A 16,221-nucleotide genomic window follows, 5' to 3' on the forward strand; every position below is an offset into this window, starting at 1 on the left:
CCTCGATGACCCGGTGCTCGGCGCGCAGTTCCTTGACGACCTCGACGTTCCATCCGGTCGTCGCAACCAGCAGCACCAGCATCGGGGTCAGGTCGTTGCGGGTGACGAACAGCTGCTCCGCGACCCGCCGCCGCGCCGCCGCGGCATGGGTCGCGGGCACGCCTCGCAGTGGCACGTGCCCGGTGGATCGTGCGACCTCGATGCGCTGCTGCTCCGATGCGGTGCGCTCCGCGGGCACGGTCAGCCGGTCCCGCAGCGCGGCGACGTCTGTGCGGGCTGCGGCCACCAGCCGGCTCAGCTCGCCATCGGAGTATCCCGATACCGGTGAGTTCCGATTCGTCTGATGCGGACGCATCCTGTCGCGGACCTCCGCGGGCACCAGGCCGGCCAGCGGCTGAGTCTCGAACGTCCGCGCCGCTGACCTCAGCTCGAGCCGTGCGGCCCGCTCGCCGACCGCGTCGGCGCGGAATCGGCGGTATGCGTCGACATGCTCGACACGCAGCTCGCTCGGGTGCTGGGGCGGGCGCAGCTGCTGTCCGTAGAACCGGATCATCCGTGTCAGCATGCCCCACGCCGTCTGCGCCGACGCGCGGGTGCGCAACGAACCGGCAGGACCGGTCCTGGCCGCCCAGCTCGCCGCGAGGCTCTGATGCCATCCCGGCAACGGCAGCGCGCCGACATCGAAGGTGAAGGACCGGTCGTCCTCACCGTGGAACTCGATGACCAGCCCCGCCGCCACCGGCCGGGGCGTGTAGTGACCTGTCGGCGCCAGGGTCGGCCTCCCCGTCCTGGTGCTGCCGCGCCCGCTCATGACCGGTCCCGCCTATCCAGGTTCACGACCAGCCGCGCGTCGCGGGAGTCTTCCCACGGATCGGACACCAGCGTCATCCGCGTCTGCATCTCCAGCTCCTCCAACGCATGCAAGTACACCTGCGTCGTGGTCACGCTCTTGTGTCCCAGCCGCCGCCGCACCCAATCGAGCGGATCGCCGAAGATCCGCGTGTAATGCTGCCGCTGGTCGGGGCTCATTCCGGCCAGCGCGGCGATGTGCCCGCGCTGCAGCTGCTCCAACGTCAGCACCGCGAACGTGTGACGCAGCATGTGCGCGTGCGCGCGGACGGACAGCCCGTGCTTGTGGCACCGGGCGTTCGCCTGACGGAAGATGTCCTTCCAGCTCGCCGTCGACATCGGAGCGCCGTCCTCGTTCAACCACAGCGCCGCCGGCTCCCACCCATCCCGGCCCCGCACCAGCAGCAGCCGCCGCTCCTCCGGGGTCAGCAGCGACAGCTTCACCGCCCCCGAGTCCTCGGAGACCGGGCGCGCCAGGAGACGATCATCCAGAAGCAGAAAGCCCCCGCCCGGATCGTCATACAAGCCGCGGGCTTGAGCCCGGGCGATCGCCACACGCCGGTCGACGTCGATATACGCCCACAGCTCCCGCAGGATCATCGACGGCACATACACCCACCTCGCCGATCCCGCCTTCGCGATCGCGCCCGGCAGCCAGAACCGGTGATAACCGCCCTGCGTCCGTACCTCGGGGATCTCGGTGACCGTCAACGATGCCTGCTCCGTCAACCGCAGACCGGTACGCACCATCAGATCGGCGAACGCCGCGTTCCGATCCGCCCAACGACCCCGGAACACCGGATCCGGCAACCCGTCTGCACCATACCCACGCAGGCCCACGTCCCGCCACTGCCGGTACGAGCGCGACGGGAGCCAGCGGATCTGATCGCGCCGCGACGCATGCGAGTACGTCGCCGCCGTCAGACCCCGCCCCCCATCGGCGCCGTATCCGCTCGCGACCCGACGCGATCGCTGGGGAATCGGGCTCTCCACGAGCTGCCCCCGGGAGACCTGCCAGCGATAGAACCGATCGACCCCGCTCACCTCACGATCCCACGTCGCAGGACTCACCCGAGGCCCGGCAGGATCCTCCCGCCGCCAGATCAGATACGCCCGATGATCGTCCTCCGTCGCATCCGACCAGCCAACACCGCCACGGCCCAGATGAAGGAAATCAAGGAACCCCTTCAGATCCCGCGCATACCCGACCCTCGTCGACATCCGGGCCGTGAGCATATCCGCGGAATAGAAGAACGCGTTCAACCGCACGTCGTACTCGAACGTCGGCGCGATCAGAAACGGCGTGCCCAACGGGATCCCCACACCCGTGCGCCACGCACCCCAGCCATCCAACACATCCGCCGCGCCGACGCCCCGCAATCCAGTCGCGCGAAAGCCGTCCTGCGCCCGATGCAACCGCCACACAGACCGCCCAAGAACACCAGACCGCGAGTTAGACACAACAGCGACCGTACTTGCGTCTTCGAAAGCAAACACCGGACACGCCGCAAACCCCAGCCACAATCTCGCGACCAACCCTTGCCCGTGCGGGAACCACGGCGTGCGAGGTGCGCTCTGCGAATGCCCGCCGTCGGCGATCCGCCGCTACCGCGCGCGGCTGTCGGGTCCGCTCCTCGATCGGATCGACATCGAGATGAGGATGACCCGAGTCACCCGTGTGCCGCACAGTCGCGGCCGCACGTCCAGCGCTGATGCGCGGGAGCGGGTGAGGGGTGCGCGCGAGCGCGCCGCCCGGCGTCTGCGCGAGACCCCGTGGACCGTGAACGCGGAGATCGACGGGGCGTGGTTGCGGCAAGGTCCCCACGCGCCTACGTCGGACGTGCGGGCTCCGCTGGATGCGGCACTCGAACGCGGTCTGCTGACCCTGCGTGCCTATGACCGCGTGCTGCGTGTCGCCTGGAGCGTCGCCGACCTCGCCGGGCACGATCGCCTCACCGGTGACGACATCGGCCGCGCGCTGTACCTCAAGCGGGGGATGGCGGCGTGAACGGCACCTCGACAGATGCGCGTGCGGTGCGCGCGCGTGCCGATGCGCTCGGCCTTCCTGACGATGAGTTCCGCGACGACCGCGATGCGGCGATCGTGTGGAGCACTCTCGTCGAACCGGGTGACCGCGTGGCGGGCGCGGCGATCGCGCAGTGGGGCGCACGGGGAGCCCTCGACCGCGCACGGCGGGGTGATGCCGAGGGCGGACGTCTGGTCGGCGATGCCGTGTGGTCGGCCGCGCTGCGGCGGTGGGGTCCACGCTGGGATGCCGCGACCCTCCGCGACACCGTCGAGCTCGCCGCCCGCGCCGGAGCCGGGCTGCTGACCCCGGTCGATGCCGGCTGGCCGCGCTCGCTCGGCGATCTCGGCGCGCACGCGCCGGTCGCCCTCTGGGTGCGAGGTGACGCGTCTGCGCTCGCGGCGGAGCCGTCGATCGCAATCGTCGGCGCACGGGCGGCGACCGCGTACGGCGAAGCGGCGGCCGCTGAGGTGGCGGGCGACCTCGCCGCACGAGGCGTGATCATCGTCTCCGGCGCGGCCTGGGGGATCGATGGCGTCGCCCACCGGGCTGCGTTCGGCGTCGGTGGCCGCACCGTCGCGGTGCTGGCGGGCGGTGTCGACAAGGTGTATCCGTCGGGGCATACCGAGCTGATCGAGGCGGCGATGGCCGCGGGAGGCGCCGTGGCCGCGGAGGTGCCGTGCGGCGCCGCGCCCACCAAATGGAGATTTCTCCAGCGCAACAGGCTGATCGCGGCGCTCGGAGCCGCCACTGTCGTCGTCGAAGCGGGCTGGCGCAGCGGATCCCTGAACACCGCAGGCCACGCGTCGGCCCTCGGGCGGCCGCTCGGCGCGGTCCCCGGTCCGATCACGTCCGTTATCTGGGTGCTGTCAAGGGGGTGAAGCAAGATTGTGCGGGAGCGGCATGTAATCGACGTCAGTTACTGGCAGGCGAGCTCGTACCCGCTGTGCTTGGCGATGGGGCGGTAGGTGGCGCCTGGATGGAGTCGGGTAGCGACCTCAAGAGCGCTGCCCCAGTCGTGTGGTGTGCCTCCGGCTATCCGGTCGATGAGGATGCAGTCCGGGGTGGGGTTGGAGTTTCCGAGCCAGTAGACGTCGTGGTCGTCGACAAGGTAGGACATGAGGCCAATGTCGGTCTCAACAGAGGAGCCAGCAGGAATCGCCTCAAGGATTGTGGTCGCTGCGTCAGCCCGGTCGGGCTGATCCCACGAGTTGGGTGCGAGAAGCGACCATAGCGGGAGTGTGGGTAGGAGCACTGTTGCTGCTGTGACGGCGATCGCGGCGCCGTGGCGGCTATAGCTGCGAAGCCAGGCCCACCGGGCAGTGGGCCCGCGGTTGATGGCATCTAGGAGTGCGACGAACACGATCGGCATGAGGACGGCGCTGTAATGCCAGCTTGGGCCCCAGTAGCCATGGTTGCTTGAGAGGAAACGCCACGCGAGGGTCGGCAGGAGGACGAGCGCGATCGGTGACCGGAGGATGAGCCCGCCGCTGATTACCAGGATCAGGGCGAGCGTGAGTCCTTTCGATGGGTGAAAGAGCCCGCCAGGGTCGCCAAGGAGTGTCAGCGGGTTGGCGTTACTCGCGTATGCCCAGGAACCTTGGGGGTTGAGGAGTGGGAGCACGATGAACACCGCGATCGCGAACCAGCCCACGCCCCAGACCGTGAGCCAGAGCCCAAGCGGCTTGCGCGAGCGGTAGGCGACAAGCAGACCGATGATGGCGACGGTGAGGCCGAGGTCTTCCTTGACGAAGACCAGGGGGGCCGCCCACAGCACGGTAGCGAGATCGCGGCGCTCGAGCAGTGCGCTGAGCGAACAGGTCAGCAGGGGGACGGCGAGGGCGATCTCGTGGAACTGTGCTTCGGCGGCGTATTGCAGACCCCAGCTGAAGCCGAACGCGAGTCCGAGGAGCACGCCGCCTGCGACGGTGCCGAGGCTGCGGGTCGCGGTGCGGGTGAACATCGCGGCAGCGATCGCGAAACACACCGCTTGAACGGCGAGCAGTGTGAACGCGTGGGGCGCGATCGCGTAGACGGGTGCGATCAGAGCGAGGAGGGGGTGGAAGTGATCGCCGAGGAGGTTGTATCCGTCGCCTTTGATGTTCACGATGGGCGGTTGCATCCGGGCGTAGTTGTCGAGCAGCTGGGCGAAGATGCTCAGGTCCCAGGACTTCACGGTGAACTGCGACCACTGCCATGCTGCGTAGACAACGTATGTCGTCGCGACGATCACCCCGACGGCGCACGGCGCTATCCATCCCGTGCGCCTGTGCCGATCGGGTAGCCGCGGCGCCGTGGGCAGCGCCCGGATCGGCGTGATTGTCACCGGGGTGGCTCCAGGCTGAGATCGCTGCACGCCACGCCATCCTCCTCCGGGAAGACCGCGAGTGTCCCGTCACGCTGGGAGCAGACAAACAGCTCGGGCACGGGATGGATCCGCCCATCGTTGGGGGGCGGTCCGTCGTTCTCGCCACCGAGTACGCCGATACGCCATACGGACTCACACAAGTCGATGGCGCGGGCAACCCGGTCGTCTCCGACCGGCGACGGATCGCCGACCTGCTGCGCGCGGCTCTGCAACGAGGGCGACTCGTAGCAGTACGCGGAGTTGTGCCGCAGCTCCGCGGATGCAAGGGCGATCAGCGCCCCACCCGTGGTGGCAGCGACGAGCACACCGGCGCCGATGAAGATGCTGACCCGCTTGCGAGACCGGCTCCGGTTGCTACGTCGCCGGACCTCGCGCATCAGGTTGTCGCGCATCCGGTCGTAGTTCGGCTCGTCAATAGTCATTGGTCTATCTGCTTCCTCAACGCTCCGCGCACCCGGGACAGGCGGTTCCGTACAGCCGAGTGACTGGTGCGGAGCTGGTACGCGGCCTGCTTGTAGCTGAGTCCCTCGACAACGCAGAGCCGAAATACGTCTTGGTCGATCTGCGGAAGGGCCGCAACGATCCTTACGACCTGTTCGAGTTCCATGTTCCGCGCTGCTTCGGCGTCCACCTCGCGCGGGGAAGTGAGGTCGTCTTCACTCAGCACAGTCGTGACCCGCTGCGTCAGACGCCTACTTGCCCGCTGAACGTTGAGGGCAAGGTAGTTCGCAGTGGTCAGCAACCACGGCAGGCAAGATGTGCCGGCCAGGTCAATACGACGGCACTTGCGCCACAACAGCAGAAAGGCGTCTTGGGTCACTTCCTCGGCGTCTGACGCGGAGTCAACCTTGCTCCGCGCGAGCAGATACACCGCCCGGACGTGGCGGTCATGAAGTTCGCTCAGAGCGGTGTCGTCTCCATCGCGCAGTCGTCGCAGCAGTGGCACATCGTCCTCGACACGATCAGCCGAGGCGAGATCCTGCCGATCCCGGGACGCGCGCGCGGGCTCCGCCACCTGCGTCTCCCTCCGGCACACGACTCTTCTCGTACCCCATGTTCCCCCACCGTGTGGGTCGGCCGGGGCGACTGTCCGTTCGGACCAAAGGGTCTCAGTATTCGTCGAGGTCTGGCGTGTGAGCAGCGATCGTCGCAAGGGTCTGAACGAAGATCATCGATCCGAAGGGAACAGACCAACATCATGAAACGTCCACTCGCCGCCCTCGCCGCATCGTTGCTCATGATCGGAGCCGCCGCCATCACGGCGCCCGCGGCAACTGCCGACACCATCGACCGCACTCAGAGCTGTTGGCAGGAGCTCGACACCGGGAAGTCCCTGTGCGTCGACGCCGACGCCAACCTTGCAGACGCCGTGTACGAGGCATACGGCATCGTCCTGTCCACGCCCGACGGGGCGCTCGAAGTCAGCGACGAACTCGTCAACGACTCCAGCAGTGCTCGCTCCGATGTCGCGCCGCTGGCAAGCACCGTGATCGGCATCTTCTACGAGCACAATAACTACGGCGGCGCCTCGTACGCAGCGAGCGTGACCCAGAACGGCTGCTACGGCTATGCCCACGGCTACACGAGCCTCGCCGGTATCGGCTGGGACAACCGGATCACGTCGTTCCGGTCGTACTCGAACTGCAAGACCGCGATTTTCGAGAACACCAACTATGGCGGCGCGTCCTACGGTTACTACGTGAACTCCAGCAACGTCGGCGCCGCGATGAACGACCGCGCCTCGTCGATCCGTTGGGCAGCGTGACCCACACCGACGCGAGGGCGACGACCGTGCGCCCTCGCGTGATCGCTGCGGTTGCAGCGATCCTGTTCGTCATCGCGTCCGTGTGGGCGGGGGTTCCCGCCAACGCGACCGTAGATGATGATCCTCTGAGTGGTTTCACGCAGGCTGAGAGGGATCTGTTCGAGTCCGGTGAGCCGGCAATCCTGACGGTGGACCCCGCAACCGGCGAGTTCGTGGCGATCGATGCCGCGACGTCGCTAGTGCAGCCGTTCGGCGTGGTGCCGAACTGCAGCGGTGACCGGGCCTGCTGGCAGGGCTATCTGTCACCGCACCTGTGGTACGGATTCGACGGTACCGGCGCCAGCGGAACCTGGCCCAACCGGGGCAACTTCAAGAGCAACAACTATCGAGCGAAGCTCTGCTGGTCCTACGCAGGCAACAATCCCTGCATGTCTGGATACAGCGGCCTCAACCAGACAATCACCTTCGGGACTGAAGTGACGGGGAAGAGCGTCGCGCTCACCCGGTAGCCGAGTCAGTGACGTGGGAGCGGGACACCATCGCAAGGGGGTGTCCCGCTTCGCCGTTTGCTCATCGGTCACTGAATCGGATGCTGGTGACGTTGGCTGGCTTTCCGGTGAGTTCGCGGATGGCGGTGCGTTCGATCGCGAGATCGTCCTCGAGACTGCGGACTTGTTCGCGTAGTTGGGAAACGGTACGGAGCAGGTCGGCGTTCTGGGCGAGGAGTCGTTCGATCTCATGGCCGCGGTGCTCATAGAGCTCACGCAGTCGCTTCTCGTCGCGGAGCTCGAGCTGCGCGGCGAGGCCGGCGTCGAGCTTCCGGTTCAGCTCGCGGGCTTCACCCTTGAGTCGTTTGATCGTGTTCTGCGCGTTCACCAGGTCCGCGGCGCGTGCCGCGTGGAGGGGGCGGTCGCCTGCGGCTGGGTGTCGTTCCTGGTGTCGGCGTAGGCCGTCCATGAGATCGGGACGGCTGTAGAGGAACTGCCGGCTCACGCCGGCCGCGGCTGCGAGGGTGGAGACCGTGAGCGCCTGGCCGTGGGCTGCGGCCGCGTGCAGAGTCGCGGCGACATCACGGTGCTTGCGGGCGCTGGCCTCGGCCCGCGCCTGGGCCAACGCGGCGGGGTTTCCTCGGGGTGGGGTGGGCGTCGTCGTCGTCATATCTCCCTCAGTTCGATGTGTTTCCCGGCGAGGGCTGCGCTGCGGGCGCGTCTCATCACCTCGGACATGGTGGAGATCTCACGTCGCTGGTCCTGTGGGAGCTGTTCGAGGCGTTCCCGCATGGTGGTGAGCACCTTCTCGTAGTCGGCGATCAGGCCGCGCTGCGCGTCCAGCAAGTAGCCGGCGGTGTCGGAGGCCTCCGCGATCCGCAACTGCGACTTCAGCTTCACGATCTCCTTCTCGATCTCTGGGATGTGTGAAGGGTTGGGGCGGAAGAACCCACAGCCCGCGCACTGATACCGCAGCTGACACGCGGTACCGCCGGCGGCGACATTGCTCGGCTCCGCGCAGTCGCCGTAAGGGACCGGTGTGATCTTCAGCTGCATACGCCCGTTCGCGATGCCGACCTGTCGGCCGTGACGATCGTGGGCGAGCGGGGCGAGCGTGTTGACGGCCTTCCGGCGACGTTTCGAACTGACCTGGTAGTAGCCCATCGTGGTGCTCAACGAGACGTGGTCCATGAGCTGCCGCAATACGTCCGGGTCTGTCCCGTTGTCCGCGTGACGTTGCGCGTAGGCGCGGCGGAAGTCGTAGGGCTGCACCGTGGTCAGGTCGAAGTCGACCGGATGCCCGTCAGCGTCCGTCACCGGCCCGGGGACCTGGGGAAGGTTCGCTGCGAACTTGTGCAGGATCTTGCCCAGGTAGCGTTCCCCGATCGGAGGGATGTTCTCGTCCTGCAGCCGGCGCCTCCCGCTCGGGAACAGGTACGGCGATCTGATGCCGCGCTCGGTGCGGATGCGCTCCCACCGCCGGATCGACTCGACGACAGGTGTCTCGACGGGGAGTTCCTTGGTCGCGCCGCCGGTCTTGTGCGCCGTGTAACGCAGCAGCCAGCCGCCGTGCCGATCCTGAACGAGACAGTCCGTCCGCAGCGTCGCGATCTCTGCCGGCCGGCGGCCGGTCTCCATGAGCAGTTCGAGCACGCACCGATACATGTCGGAATGGCGACCGATGTCGAGCTGGTCTGTGTGGCTTCGCAGATGCGCGACGACCACTGCAGGGGTCACCCGATCGCTTTCGACCTTCTGGTCGCCTTTTCCGCGCAGGGTGCGGCGTTTCTGCGCGGCGTAGTTCTGCGCGAAGCTCTCCGGGATCTCATCCCAGACGCCGAACCGTCGTGCCAGCCGGCAGAGCTCCCACCAGACCGAGTAGGTGAATTTGATCCCCTGCGCCGACCAGCGCTGCTCGAACCGTGCGATGATCGCCGCCATGTCCTCGTAGGACAGTCGCGTCGGATCCATGCCCGCGTCGGAGCGGCGATCGGCCATCACCTGGGATGCCTCGGCGCAGACGTCGAAGCACTTCCGGACTGCCCCACGCGGTTCCAACGTCGCACCCAGCCAGGTGCGGAACGCGGTCGCCAGCCACGGCTGCGTGAGCTGTCGAATGTCCAGCGGTGTGCCACTGAGGTCCGGGTTCCGTGCCGACTGGGTCTCTCGAAGCGGTAGGTCCTGGAGGAAGATCAGGTCGCCTTGGAGCGAGTCGTATTCCTCGAACCGGCGATGCGCCTTCTCCAGCAGCAGCATGCCAACCGCCCGCACTCCTTTTAGGCGGATGGAGTGCTCATGCGACCGGAAGCACTCCAGCAGATCGGTGTGAGGGTCGGCGGCGATGTCGTTGATGAACGGTCGCAGCTTGCTGATCATCACCCGACCCACGCCGCGATCGGCATACTGCTGGATGACGAACAGCAGCTCCGTGCGCAACGGCTCACTCAGCGACCCGAGCGCGAGCTGGTGACGCTCCAGCACCACGTTCGAGCCCATGAAGTCCTCGATCGTGAGGGCAGGCTGCTTGCGGCGCGCCGCCCGCAGCCCGGAGTCGTGATAGTCGCAGAGGCCGCTGCTGATGCTGTGTGACAGGATCCTGCCGCACGACGCAATTGGGCACGGGACTGACGGGAACACGTACTTCCCCACCCGATCGGCGACGAATGCCTCCAGCCGGTGATCGGTGAGCGCGGCTTCCGACTGCTTGCAGCGTTTCGCGAACAGGTCGTAGTGCGTGGGGCAAAGACCCCGCGTGGTCATCGCCCGCCCGCAGCGGACGCCCGCCTCATCGGATATGCCGCAGAGCTCGAAGCCGCGGGTCGTCCTCCTCGCATCCAAGCTCACCTTCGGGTGGGTGCGGGCATACTCCTCAACGCTCACGCCGGCATGTCTGGCCCGCCGCTGGCATGGCGGGCAGTAGTCGACGCGCGAAGCGGGATTCGCGCAGCCAGGCCGCTTGCAGGCACGGAAATCGTTGAGCTCGTTGAACGGATCGACCGTGAGGATCCCGGTCACTGCGTCCCACGCGCCAACAGCCCACTCCTCGTTCAGCATCCCCGCCAGGAAATCCCGCCAACCGCCGCCAGACTTGCTGCCTGCTGCCTCCGCGGTGTCGACGATGAGCGTCACGTGCGGTCCTCCGAATACATCGTCGTGCGTGCGACCGCCGCGCGCAGCGCCTCGTCGCTGGCGTGCGTGTAGATGAGCGTCGACGCCAACGATCGGTGCCCGAGCAGCACCCGCACGACATCAAGATCCACCGCCTGCCCCTCCAGCCCGCGCAACCAGATCGTCGCGCGCGTATGCCGCAGCAGATGTGGCCGCACGTAGAACCCCAGCCGGTTCGACCACCGACGGAACAGGTCCACCACCGTCGCGTAGGTCAACGCCCGGCCCGCTGTCGGGCCCTCCAGTGCAACGATCGCGTTCGGGCTCCCGTCGTCCCCGAGCAGCCTCAGCCGCTCCGACAACGCCTCCTGATACGACAACGCCAGCTCCGCCGGCACCGGGACACTCCGCAGAGATTTCGCCCGCGCGCCGTTGACGGAGCGGTTCCGCACGACATGCAGATGAGGCCCGCGGAGCCGGCAGCCGTGCGCGCTGTTGTCGGCGAGCAAATGCAGGTCCTGCCGAAACAGCGACAGTACTTCGCCGACCCGCAGCCCGGTGAAGTAGAGCAGATCCACCAGGAAACGGTCCCGCGGACGTAACGGCAACTCGAGCAGAGCCCGCCGCTCGGCTTCCTCCGACAACCACGACGGCGCCGTCTCCACCTGCACCGGCCGGACCTTCAACGATCTCGTCATCACACTCCGGATCCGCCCGTGTTCACCGCCCCGCGCACCCGGGCGCACCACCTGATCCTCCGTCAGCTGCACGACCAGATCCCTGGGCACGAGATCCTCAAGCGCGGCCCACCTGTAGAACTCCACCAGCGCGACCAACCACGCGGCGACCGTCGCGGGCTTGCGAGGCGTGGCGATCGCGGAGCCCCGCGAGACCGGCGTCACCAACAGGTGGTTCTTCCACTGCACCAGCGTTGAAGTCCTCACCTGCGTCCAATGCAGGCCCTGAGCCGGAAGCCAACTCAAGAAGCCCGCCAAACGGAGACCGTAGTTCCGCACCGTGTTTGGAGACGCGCCCGACTCAGAAAGAGAACGCAGCCAATCACACGCACCGGGATGAATCACGCCCCGCGTCCGATCGAACACCACCCCCGCATCGACCCCGGAGAAAGACGGCACCCAGCGGAAGGCGAACAGCCCGAGGTCACTCATGATCGCACCGTAGCTGCCGTCACTGACACTGCTGCGGGAGCGTCCATCCAAGGACGATCTGCATCCGACGCTGACAACCACTTACAACCACACATGACTACAGATAACCTCCCCGGCCTCAGCGGGATGTCATCGGCTGTTGCGCGACTACGACGCCGTCTGCATCACGTGCGCCGATGACGCCCTCGCGCTCGTCGGCATCGACGCCGGGCTCGCATCCGGCGCGGGCGTCGACGCCGCGCGCACCGACGACGCGACGCGGGTGCGCGACGCCCTCTCGACGAGGGCGCCGCGCACGGTGGGCGACATCGCGCGCCGGGCAGGCATGGACCCGTCCGACGTTGCGGTCATCCTCGGATACGCCCTGCTTGCCGGTGACGCGGTCGACCGAGGTGAGGGGTGGCTTCGGGTGACCTGATGCGTCATCGTCGCCGCGTCGTGCCCAGCGTCGGAGCATCGCACCGCACACTGGGACCATGACGTCCGAGGCATCCGTCGTGCCGTCGCCCCCGCGCCCGCCCGTCGCGCTGGACGCGGTCGCCCTCGAATGGCTCGTCCACCTTCGCGACGTTCGGCGCCTGTCTCCTGCCACGGTGCGGGCGTACACACAGGACATGGCCGATCTCTCGCACCATCTCGGCGAGCACCGTTCGATCGACGACATCGACACGGATGATCTGCGGGAGTGGATGTGGGCTGCCGTGCAGCGGGGGGACGCGCCGGCGACGCTCGCCCGTCGCCGTGCCACTGTGCGTGGACTGTTCTCGTGGGCATTCGAGCGGGGACAGGTGGCGCGAGACCCTGCGGCCCGCCTCGCCGCACCAGCCCGCGGGCGCACCCTGCCGAGGGTGGCCACCACGACCGCGGTCGACCAGGTGCTGGCGGCGGCCGCAGCCCGGGCCGCCGAACGGGACCCCGTCGCCGTGCGCGATCACGCGCTCCTCGAGATGCTCTACGCGACCGGAGTACGGGTCTCGGAGCTCTGCAGTCTGCGCGTGGCCGACATCGACCGCGTGCGCCGCACCGCGCGAGTGCGCGGCAAGGGCGACAAAGAGCGGGTCGTCCCCTTTGGCGCGCCCGCCGACCGTGCCCTCGGCGAGTACCTCGACAGTGCACGACCGGTGCTTCGGGCTCGGAGTGCGGTCCCGGGCGACCGCGTCTTTCTCGGTGCGCGCGGGGGCGCGCTCGCCCCCCGCGCGGTCTACCGGGTCGTCAGCAGTGCACTCGCGCCAGCCCTCGGTGTCGCGCACGTCGGTCCGCATACTCTCCGTCACACGGCCGCCACGCATCTGCTCGACGGCGGGGCGGACCTGCGGGCGGTGCAGGAGCTGCTCGGCCACGCGAGCCTGGGTACCACCCAGATCTACACCCATGTGTCGACGGAGCGGCTGACCGCTGCCTACCGTCAGGCGCATCCGCGCGCCTGACGGGTGCGGCCGTTGGCGTCCTCATCGAGACGCCGGCTCTGGTCGTGCTCAGCCGCAGCACGGCAGCAGCACTGCCCGCTCGACTCTTCCGAGGAACAGCAACGGATTGACGTACGCTCCGTGCAGACGTGCGCCGAGATGGACGCCCCCGGGCGCGACGTGGCCCCCGGTCGTCACCGTTCCCACCTGATCGCCTGCCGCGATGCGGGCGCCCACGGGAAGGCCGGAAGCCACTGGCTCAAGAGTGCTGACCACACCGTCGTCATGCCGGATCGTGATCACTGCTCGATCCACCACGATGCCCACGAACGCGACCACTCCGTCATCGACGGCGACCACGGGTGCGCCCTCATTCGCAGCCAGGTCGATTCCGCGATGACCCGCGCCGTAGGCGCTGGCGGGTGCCGCGTATCCGGCGATGACGCGCGGCGGCGCGACCGGCCACGACCAGGTGGGCTGCGCGACCCCACGGGCACCGCCCGGCGCAGCGGTCGGTGTCGCGTCCGCCGGTGCGCCCGGCGCGAGGGCCAGTGCGGCGGTGAGGAGGGCGGCGATGAGGGGGCGGCGCATGGGTCGATGCTGGCCTTCGCGGCGCACGCGGGAGCGAACCATGCAACTCGCGGGGGAGGCCGCATCCGCTCGGCCGCCGGGGGAGGAGACGGCGTCCTGTATGCTGAACGAGCACCTCGCTTGTCGGGGTGACTACGCGTGCCCAGAGTCCGGCGGTCTCCGCCGGGTGGCATCCACTCCGACGGTCCCGTCTCGACGGGCGGAGTGGCGCCGGGCACCAGGCTCCGCGCCGCATCCGCGCGCAGAGGACAACCGCAAGAGGCGCCCCGCGCCAGACAGGAGAACGGCCATGGCCGTCGTCACCATCCGCCAGCTGCTCGACAGCGGCGTGCACTTCGGACACCAGACCCGCCGGTGGAACCCGAAGGTGAAGCGCTTCATCCTCACCGAGCGCTCCGGCATCCACATCATCGACCTGCAGCAGTCGCTGTCGTACATCGACAAGGCGTACGAGTTCGTCAAGGAGACGGTCGCCCACGGCGGCACCGTGCTCTTCGTCGGCACGAAGAAGCAGGCCCAGGAGGTCATCGCCGAGCAGGCGACCCGCGTCGGCCAGCCCTTCGTCAACCAGCGCTGGCTGGGCGGTCTGCTCACGAACTTCTCCACCGTGTCGAAGCGCCTCGCACGCATGAAGGAGCTCGAGGAGCTCGACTTCAACGACCCGGCCGGCACCGGCTTCACCAAGAAGGAGCTGCTGCTCAAGCAGCGCGAGCTCGACAAGCTGCACAAGTCGCTCGGCGGTATCCGCAACCTCACCAAGACGCCGTCGGCGATCTGGGTGGTCGACGCCAAGCGCGAGCACCTCGCGATCGACGAGGCCAAGAAGCTCGGTATCCCCGTGATCGGCATCCTCGACACGAACGCCGACCCCGACGAGTTCCAGTTCCCGATCCCGGGCAACGACGACGCGATCCGCTCGGTCTCGCTGCTCACCCGCATCATCGCGGACGCCGCAGCCGAGGGGCTCATCCAGCGCCACCAGCCCGCCGGCGATGCCGAAGAGGCCGAGCCTCTGGCGGAGTGGGAGCGCGAGCTGCTCGAGCAGCCCCAGGCCGAGGTCGTCGAGGTCGAGGCTGCCCCCGAGGCCGCTGTCGCGCCCGCGGCCGACGCCCAGTAAACCTCCGCGTCGTCCAGACGCACTACGATCGGCGCGGCGTGCGCATCGCGCCGCGCCGATCGCCCACGCGAACGCATAGACAGAAGGAGCCGCCACCCATGGCCAACTTCACCATCGCTGACATCAAGGCGCTGCGCGAGCAGCTCGGCACCGGCATGGTCGACACCAAGAAGGCACTCGAGGAGGCCGACGGCGACGTCGAGAAGGCCGTCGAGATCCTGCGCCTCAAGGGCGCGAAGGGCAACGCCAAGCGCGCTGACCGTTCGACGAGCGAGGGCCTCGTGACCGCTCGCGAGCTCGGCGGCAAGGTGACGCTCGTCGAGCTCGCCTGCGAGACCGACTTCGTCGCGAAGAACGAGCGTTTCATCGCCCTCGCTGACAAGGTCGCGGATGCCGCGGCCGCCGCCGGTGCGGACTCCGCCGAGGCCGCTCTGGCCGCCGACGCGAACGGCCAGACCGTCGAGCAGCTCATCTCGGACGAGGCCGCGATCATCGGTGAGAAGGTCGAGCTGCGCCGCGTGCGCACGCTCGCCGGTGACCACATCGAGGTGTACCTGCACAAGACCAGCAAGGACCTGCCCCCGCAGGTCGGTGTGGTGCTCGCCTACTCGGGCGACGACGCCGAGACCGCTCGCTCGCTCGCGCAGCACATCTCGTTCGCCAACCCGAGCTACCTCACCCGCGACGAGGTCCCCGAGGCCGATGTCGAGAAGGAGCGCGAGATCGTCACCGAGATCTCCCGCAACGAGGGCAAGCCGGAGGCCGCGCTGCCGAAGATCGTCGAGGGCCGCGTGAACGCGTTCTTCAAGCAGGTCGCGCTGCTCGACCAGGACTACGCCAAGGACAACAAGCTCTCCGTCGCGCAGGTCGCGAAGGACGCCGGTCTGACGCTCACGGGCTTCGCCCGCTTCAAGGTCGGCGCCTGATCGCCGCGAAGGGCCCGCATCGCTCGATGCGGGCCCTTCGTCGTGCGTGCCCGAAGTCTGGCGTGCGCACTCGCTAAGTTGGACACGACGAGAGGACCCCGCATGGATGAATCGACCGGACGCCGTCGCGTCCTCCTCAAGCTCTCCGGTGAAGCGTTCGGGGGTGGATCCCTCGGGGTCAATCCGGATGTCGTCAGCCGCATCGCGCGCGACATCGCCGCCGCCGTCGACACGGTGGAAGTGGCCGTGGTCGTGGGCGGCGGCAACTTCTTCCGCGGCGCCGAGCTGAGCCAGCGCGGGATGGACCGCGGTCGCGCCGACTACATGGGCATGCTGGGCACGGTGATGAACGCCCTCGCCCTGCAGGACTTCCTCGAACAGGCCGGAGCGGCGACACGCGTCCAGTCC

General features: G+C 68.1%; 18 protein-coding genes. 9 read left to right on the forward strand and 9 right to left on the reverse strand.

The window, feature by feature from the left end; translation table 11 throughout:
• Positions 1 to 811 (reverse strand): hypothetical protein (locus tag ASG00_RS15405; protein WP_162238377.1); only part of this gene is annotated, 811 nt, incomplete at its 3' end.
• Entirely contained in the window at positions 808 to 2,160 is a 1,353-nt protein-coding gene (locus ASG00_RS08395; RefSeq protein ID WP_082483162.1) for a tyrosine-type recombinase/integrase, read from the reverse strand. The genes ASG00_RS15405 and ASG00_RS08395, both read right to left, overlap by 4 nt.
• Positions 2,161 to 2,176: 16 nt before the next feature.
• Here ASG00_RS08395 and ASG00_RS18710 point away from each other — a divergent pair, with 16 nt between their 5' ends.
• Both ASG00_RS18710 and ASG00_RS08405 read left to right on the forward strand, forming a co-directional pair.
• Complete coding sequence (locus ASG00_RS18710) at positions 2,177 to 2,857, forward strand: ATP-binding protein (RefSeq protein ID WP_268768611.1); 681 nt, start codon at positions 2,177 to 2,179, stop codon at positions 2,855 to 2,857.
• A 26-nt stretch (positions 2,858 to 2,883) separates the two neighbouring features.
• The gene (locus ASG00_RS08405) at positions 2,884 to 3,756 is read left to right on the forward strand and encodes a DNA-processing protein DprA (protein ID WP_235559452.1); all 873 of its coding nucleotides are present in this window, start codon (positions 2,884 to 2,886) and stop codon (positions 3,754 to 3,756) included.
• Between the two features lie 38 nt (positions 3,757 to 3,794).
• On the opposite strand, the gene ASG00_RS08410 is transcribed toward ASG00_RS08405, so the two are convergent.
• The 3 genes from ASG00_RS08410 to ASG00_RS08420 form a co-directional block, all read right to left on the reverse strand.
• Positions 3,795 to 5,051: a DUF2079 domain-containing protein gene (locus ASG00_RS08410; protein WP_162238378.1), complete on the reverse strand. Its 1,257-nt coding sequence runs from the start codon at positions 5,049 to 5,051 to the stop codon at positions 3,795 to 3,797.
• Positions 5,052 to 5,197: 146 nt separating this feature from the next.
• Positions 5,198 to 5,665, reverse strand: a complete 468-nt coding sequence (locus ASG00_RS08415; protein WP_056208527.1) for a hypothetical protein — start codon at positions 5,663 to 5,665, stop codon at positions 5,198 to 5,200.
• Positions 5,662 to 6,258: an RNA polymerase sigma factor gene (locus ASG00_RS08420; RefSeq protein WP_162237832.1), complete on the reverse strand. Its 597-nt coding sequence runs from the start codon at positions 6,256 to 6,258 to the stop codon at positions 5,662 to 5,664. The genes ASG00_RS08415 and ASG00_RS08420 overlap by 4 nt, the downstream gene beginning before the upstream one ends.
• Before the next feature lie 183 nt (positions 6,259 to 6,441).
• Here ASG00_RS08420 and ASG00_RS08425 point away from each other — a divergent pair, with 183 nt between their 5' ends.
• Positions 6,442 to 7,008, forward strand: coding sequence for a hypothetical protein (locus ASG00_RS08425; protein WP_056208535.1), 567 nt, complete (start codon positions 6,442 to 6,444; stop codon positions 7,006 to 7,008).
• Positions 7,005 to 7,517, forward strand: coding sequence for a hypothetical protein (locus ASG00_RS08430; RefSeq protein WP_056208538.1), 513 nt, complete (start codon positions 7,005 to 7,007; stop codon positions 7,515 to 7,517). The genes ASG00_RS08425 and ASG00_RS08430 overlap by 4 nt, the downstream gene beginning before the upstream one ends.
• A gap of 61 nt (positions 7,518 to 7,578) precedes the next feature.
• Here the strand turns inward: ASG00_RS08430 and ASG00_RS08435 are convergent, their stop codons facing one another.
• The 3 genes from ASG00_RS08435 to ASG00_RS08445 all read right to left on the reverse strand — a co-directional run bounded on the left by ASG00_RS08435 (position 7,579) and on the right by ASG00_RS08445 (position 11,773).
• Positions 7,579 to 8,001: a hypothetical protein gene (locus tag ASG00_RS08435; protein ID WP_162238379.1), complete on the reverse strand. Its 423-nt coding sequence runs from the start codon at positions 7,999 to 8,001 to the stop codon at positions 7,579 to 7,581.
• 161 nt (positions 8,002 to 8,162) lie between these two features.
• Complete coding sequence (locus ASG00_RS08440; RefSeq protein WP_056208545.1) at positions 8,163 to 10,625, reverse strand: tyrosine-type recombinase/integrase; 2,463 nt, start codon at positions 10,623 to 10,625, stop codon at positions 8,163 to 8,165.
• The gene (locus ASG00_RS08445; protein ID WP_082483166.1) at positions 10,622 to 11,773 is read right to left on the reverse strand and encodes a tyrosine-type recombinase/integrase; all 1,152 of its coding nucleotides are present in this window, start codon (positions 11,771 to 11,773) and stop codon (positions 10,622 to 10,624) included. The genes ASG00_RS08440 and ASG00_RS08445 overlap by 4 nt, the downstream gene beginning before the upstream one ends.
• Positions 11,774 to 11,912: 139 nt before the next feature.
• Here ASG00_RS08445 and ASG00_RS08450 point away from each other — a divergent pair, with 139 nt between their 5' ends.
• Both ASG00_RS08450 and ASG00_RS08455 read left to right on the forward strand, forming a co-directional pair.
• On the forward strand, positions 11,913 to 12,191 hold the full coding sequence (locus ASG00_RS08450; RefSeq protein ID WP_056208550.1) for a hypothetical protein: 279 nt from the start codon (positions 11,913 to 11,915) through the stop codon (positions 12,189 to 12,191).
• Between the two features lie 58 nt (positions 12,192 to 12,249).
• Complete coding sequence (locus ASG00_RS08455; RefSeq protein ID WP_082483167.1) at positions 12,250 to 13,200, forward strand: tyrosine recombinase XerC; 951 nt, start codon at positions 12,250 to 12,252, stop codon at positions 13,198 to 13,200.
• A 48-nt stretch (positions 13,201 to 13,248) separates the two neighbouring features.
• Here ASG00_RS08455 and ASG00_RS08460 read toward each other — a convergent pair whose 3' ends face one another.
• Positions 13,249 to 13,770, reverse strand: coding sequence for a M23 family metallopeptidase (locus ASG00_RS08460; RefSeq protein ID WP_056208554.1), 522 nt, complete (start codon positions 13,768 to 13,770; stop codon positions 13,249 to 13,251).
• 289 nt (positions 13,771 to 14,059) lie between these two features.
• On the opposite strand from ASG00_RS08460, the gene rpsB reads away from it, so the two are divergent.
• From rpsB to ASG00_RS17795, 3 genes are all read left to right on the forward strand, one after another.
• Positions 14,060 to 14,887 (forward strand): 30S ribosomal protein S2, encoded by an 828-nt coding sequence (gene rpsB / locus ASG00_RS08465; RefSeq protein WP_056208557.1) that lies wholly within the window; start codon positions 14,060 to 14,062, stop codon positions 14,885 to 14,887.
• A 98-nt stretch (positions 14,888 to 14,985) separates the two neighbouring features.
• Positions 14,986 to 15,813, forward strand: coding sequence for a translation elongation factor Ts (tsf, locus tag ASG00_RS08470; protein WP_045248420.1), 828 nt, complete (start codon positions 14,986 to 14,988; stop codon positions 15,811 to 15,813).
• A gap of 102 nt (positions 15,814 to 15,915) precedes the next feature.
• A partial coding sequence (locus tag ASG00_RS17795) for an amino acid kinase family protein (RefSeq protein ID WP_442922627.1) occupies positions 15,916 to 16,221 on the forward strand: 306 nt, incomplete at its 3' end.

This window comes from Microbacterium sp. Leaf351, from assembly GCF_001423825.1.
Taxonomy (GTDB): domain Bacteria; phylum Actinomycetota; class Actinomycetes; order Actinomycetales; family Microbacteriaceae; genus Microbacterium; species Microbacterium ginsengisoli.

What these genes read in the sequence shown, in the direction of transcription:
- ASG00_RS08415 (WP_056208527.1), bottom strand. Translation starts at nt 5,665, where the DNA reads ATGACTATTGACGAGCCGAACTACGACCGGATGCGCGACAACCTGATG.
- ASG00_RS08425 (WP_056208535.1), top strand. Translation starts at nt 6,442, where the DNA reads ATGAAACGTCCACTCGCCGCCCTCGCCGCATCGTTGCTCATGATCGGA.
- ASG00_RS08445 (WP_082483166.1), bottom strand. Translation starts at nt 11,773, where the DNA reads ATGAGTGACCTCGGGCTGTTCGCCTTCCGCTGGGTGCCGTCTTTCTCC.
- ASG00_RS08455 (WP_082483167.1), top strand. Translation starts at nt 12,250, where the DNA reads ATGACGTCCGAGGCATCCGTCGTGCCGTCGCCCCCGCGCCCGCCCGTC.
- ASG00_RS08460 (WP_056208554.1), bottom strand. Translation starts at nt 13,770, where the DNA reads ATGCGCCGCCCCCTCATCGCCGCCCTCCTCACCGCCGCACTGGCCCTC.
- rpsB (WP_056208557.1), top strand. Translation starts at nt 14,060, where the DNA reads ATGGCCGTCGTCACCATCCGCCAGCTGCTCGACAGCGGCGTGCACTTC.
- tsf (WP_045248420.1), top strand. Translation starts at nt 14,986, where the DNA reads ATGGCCAACTTCACCATCGCTGACATCAAGGCGCTGCGCGAGCAGCTC.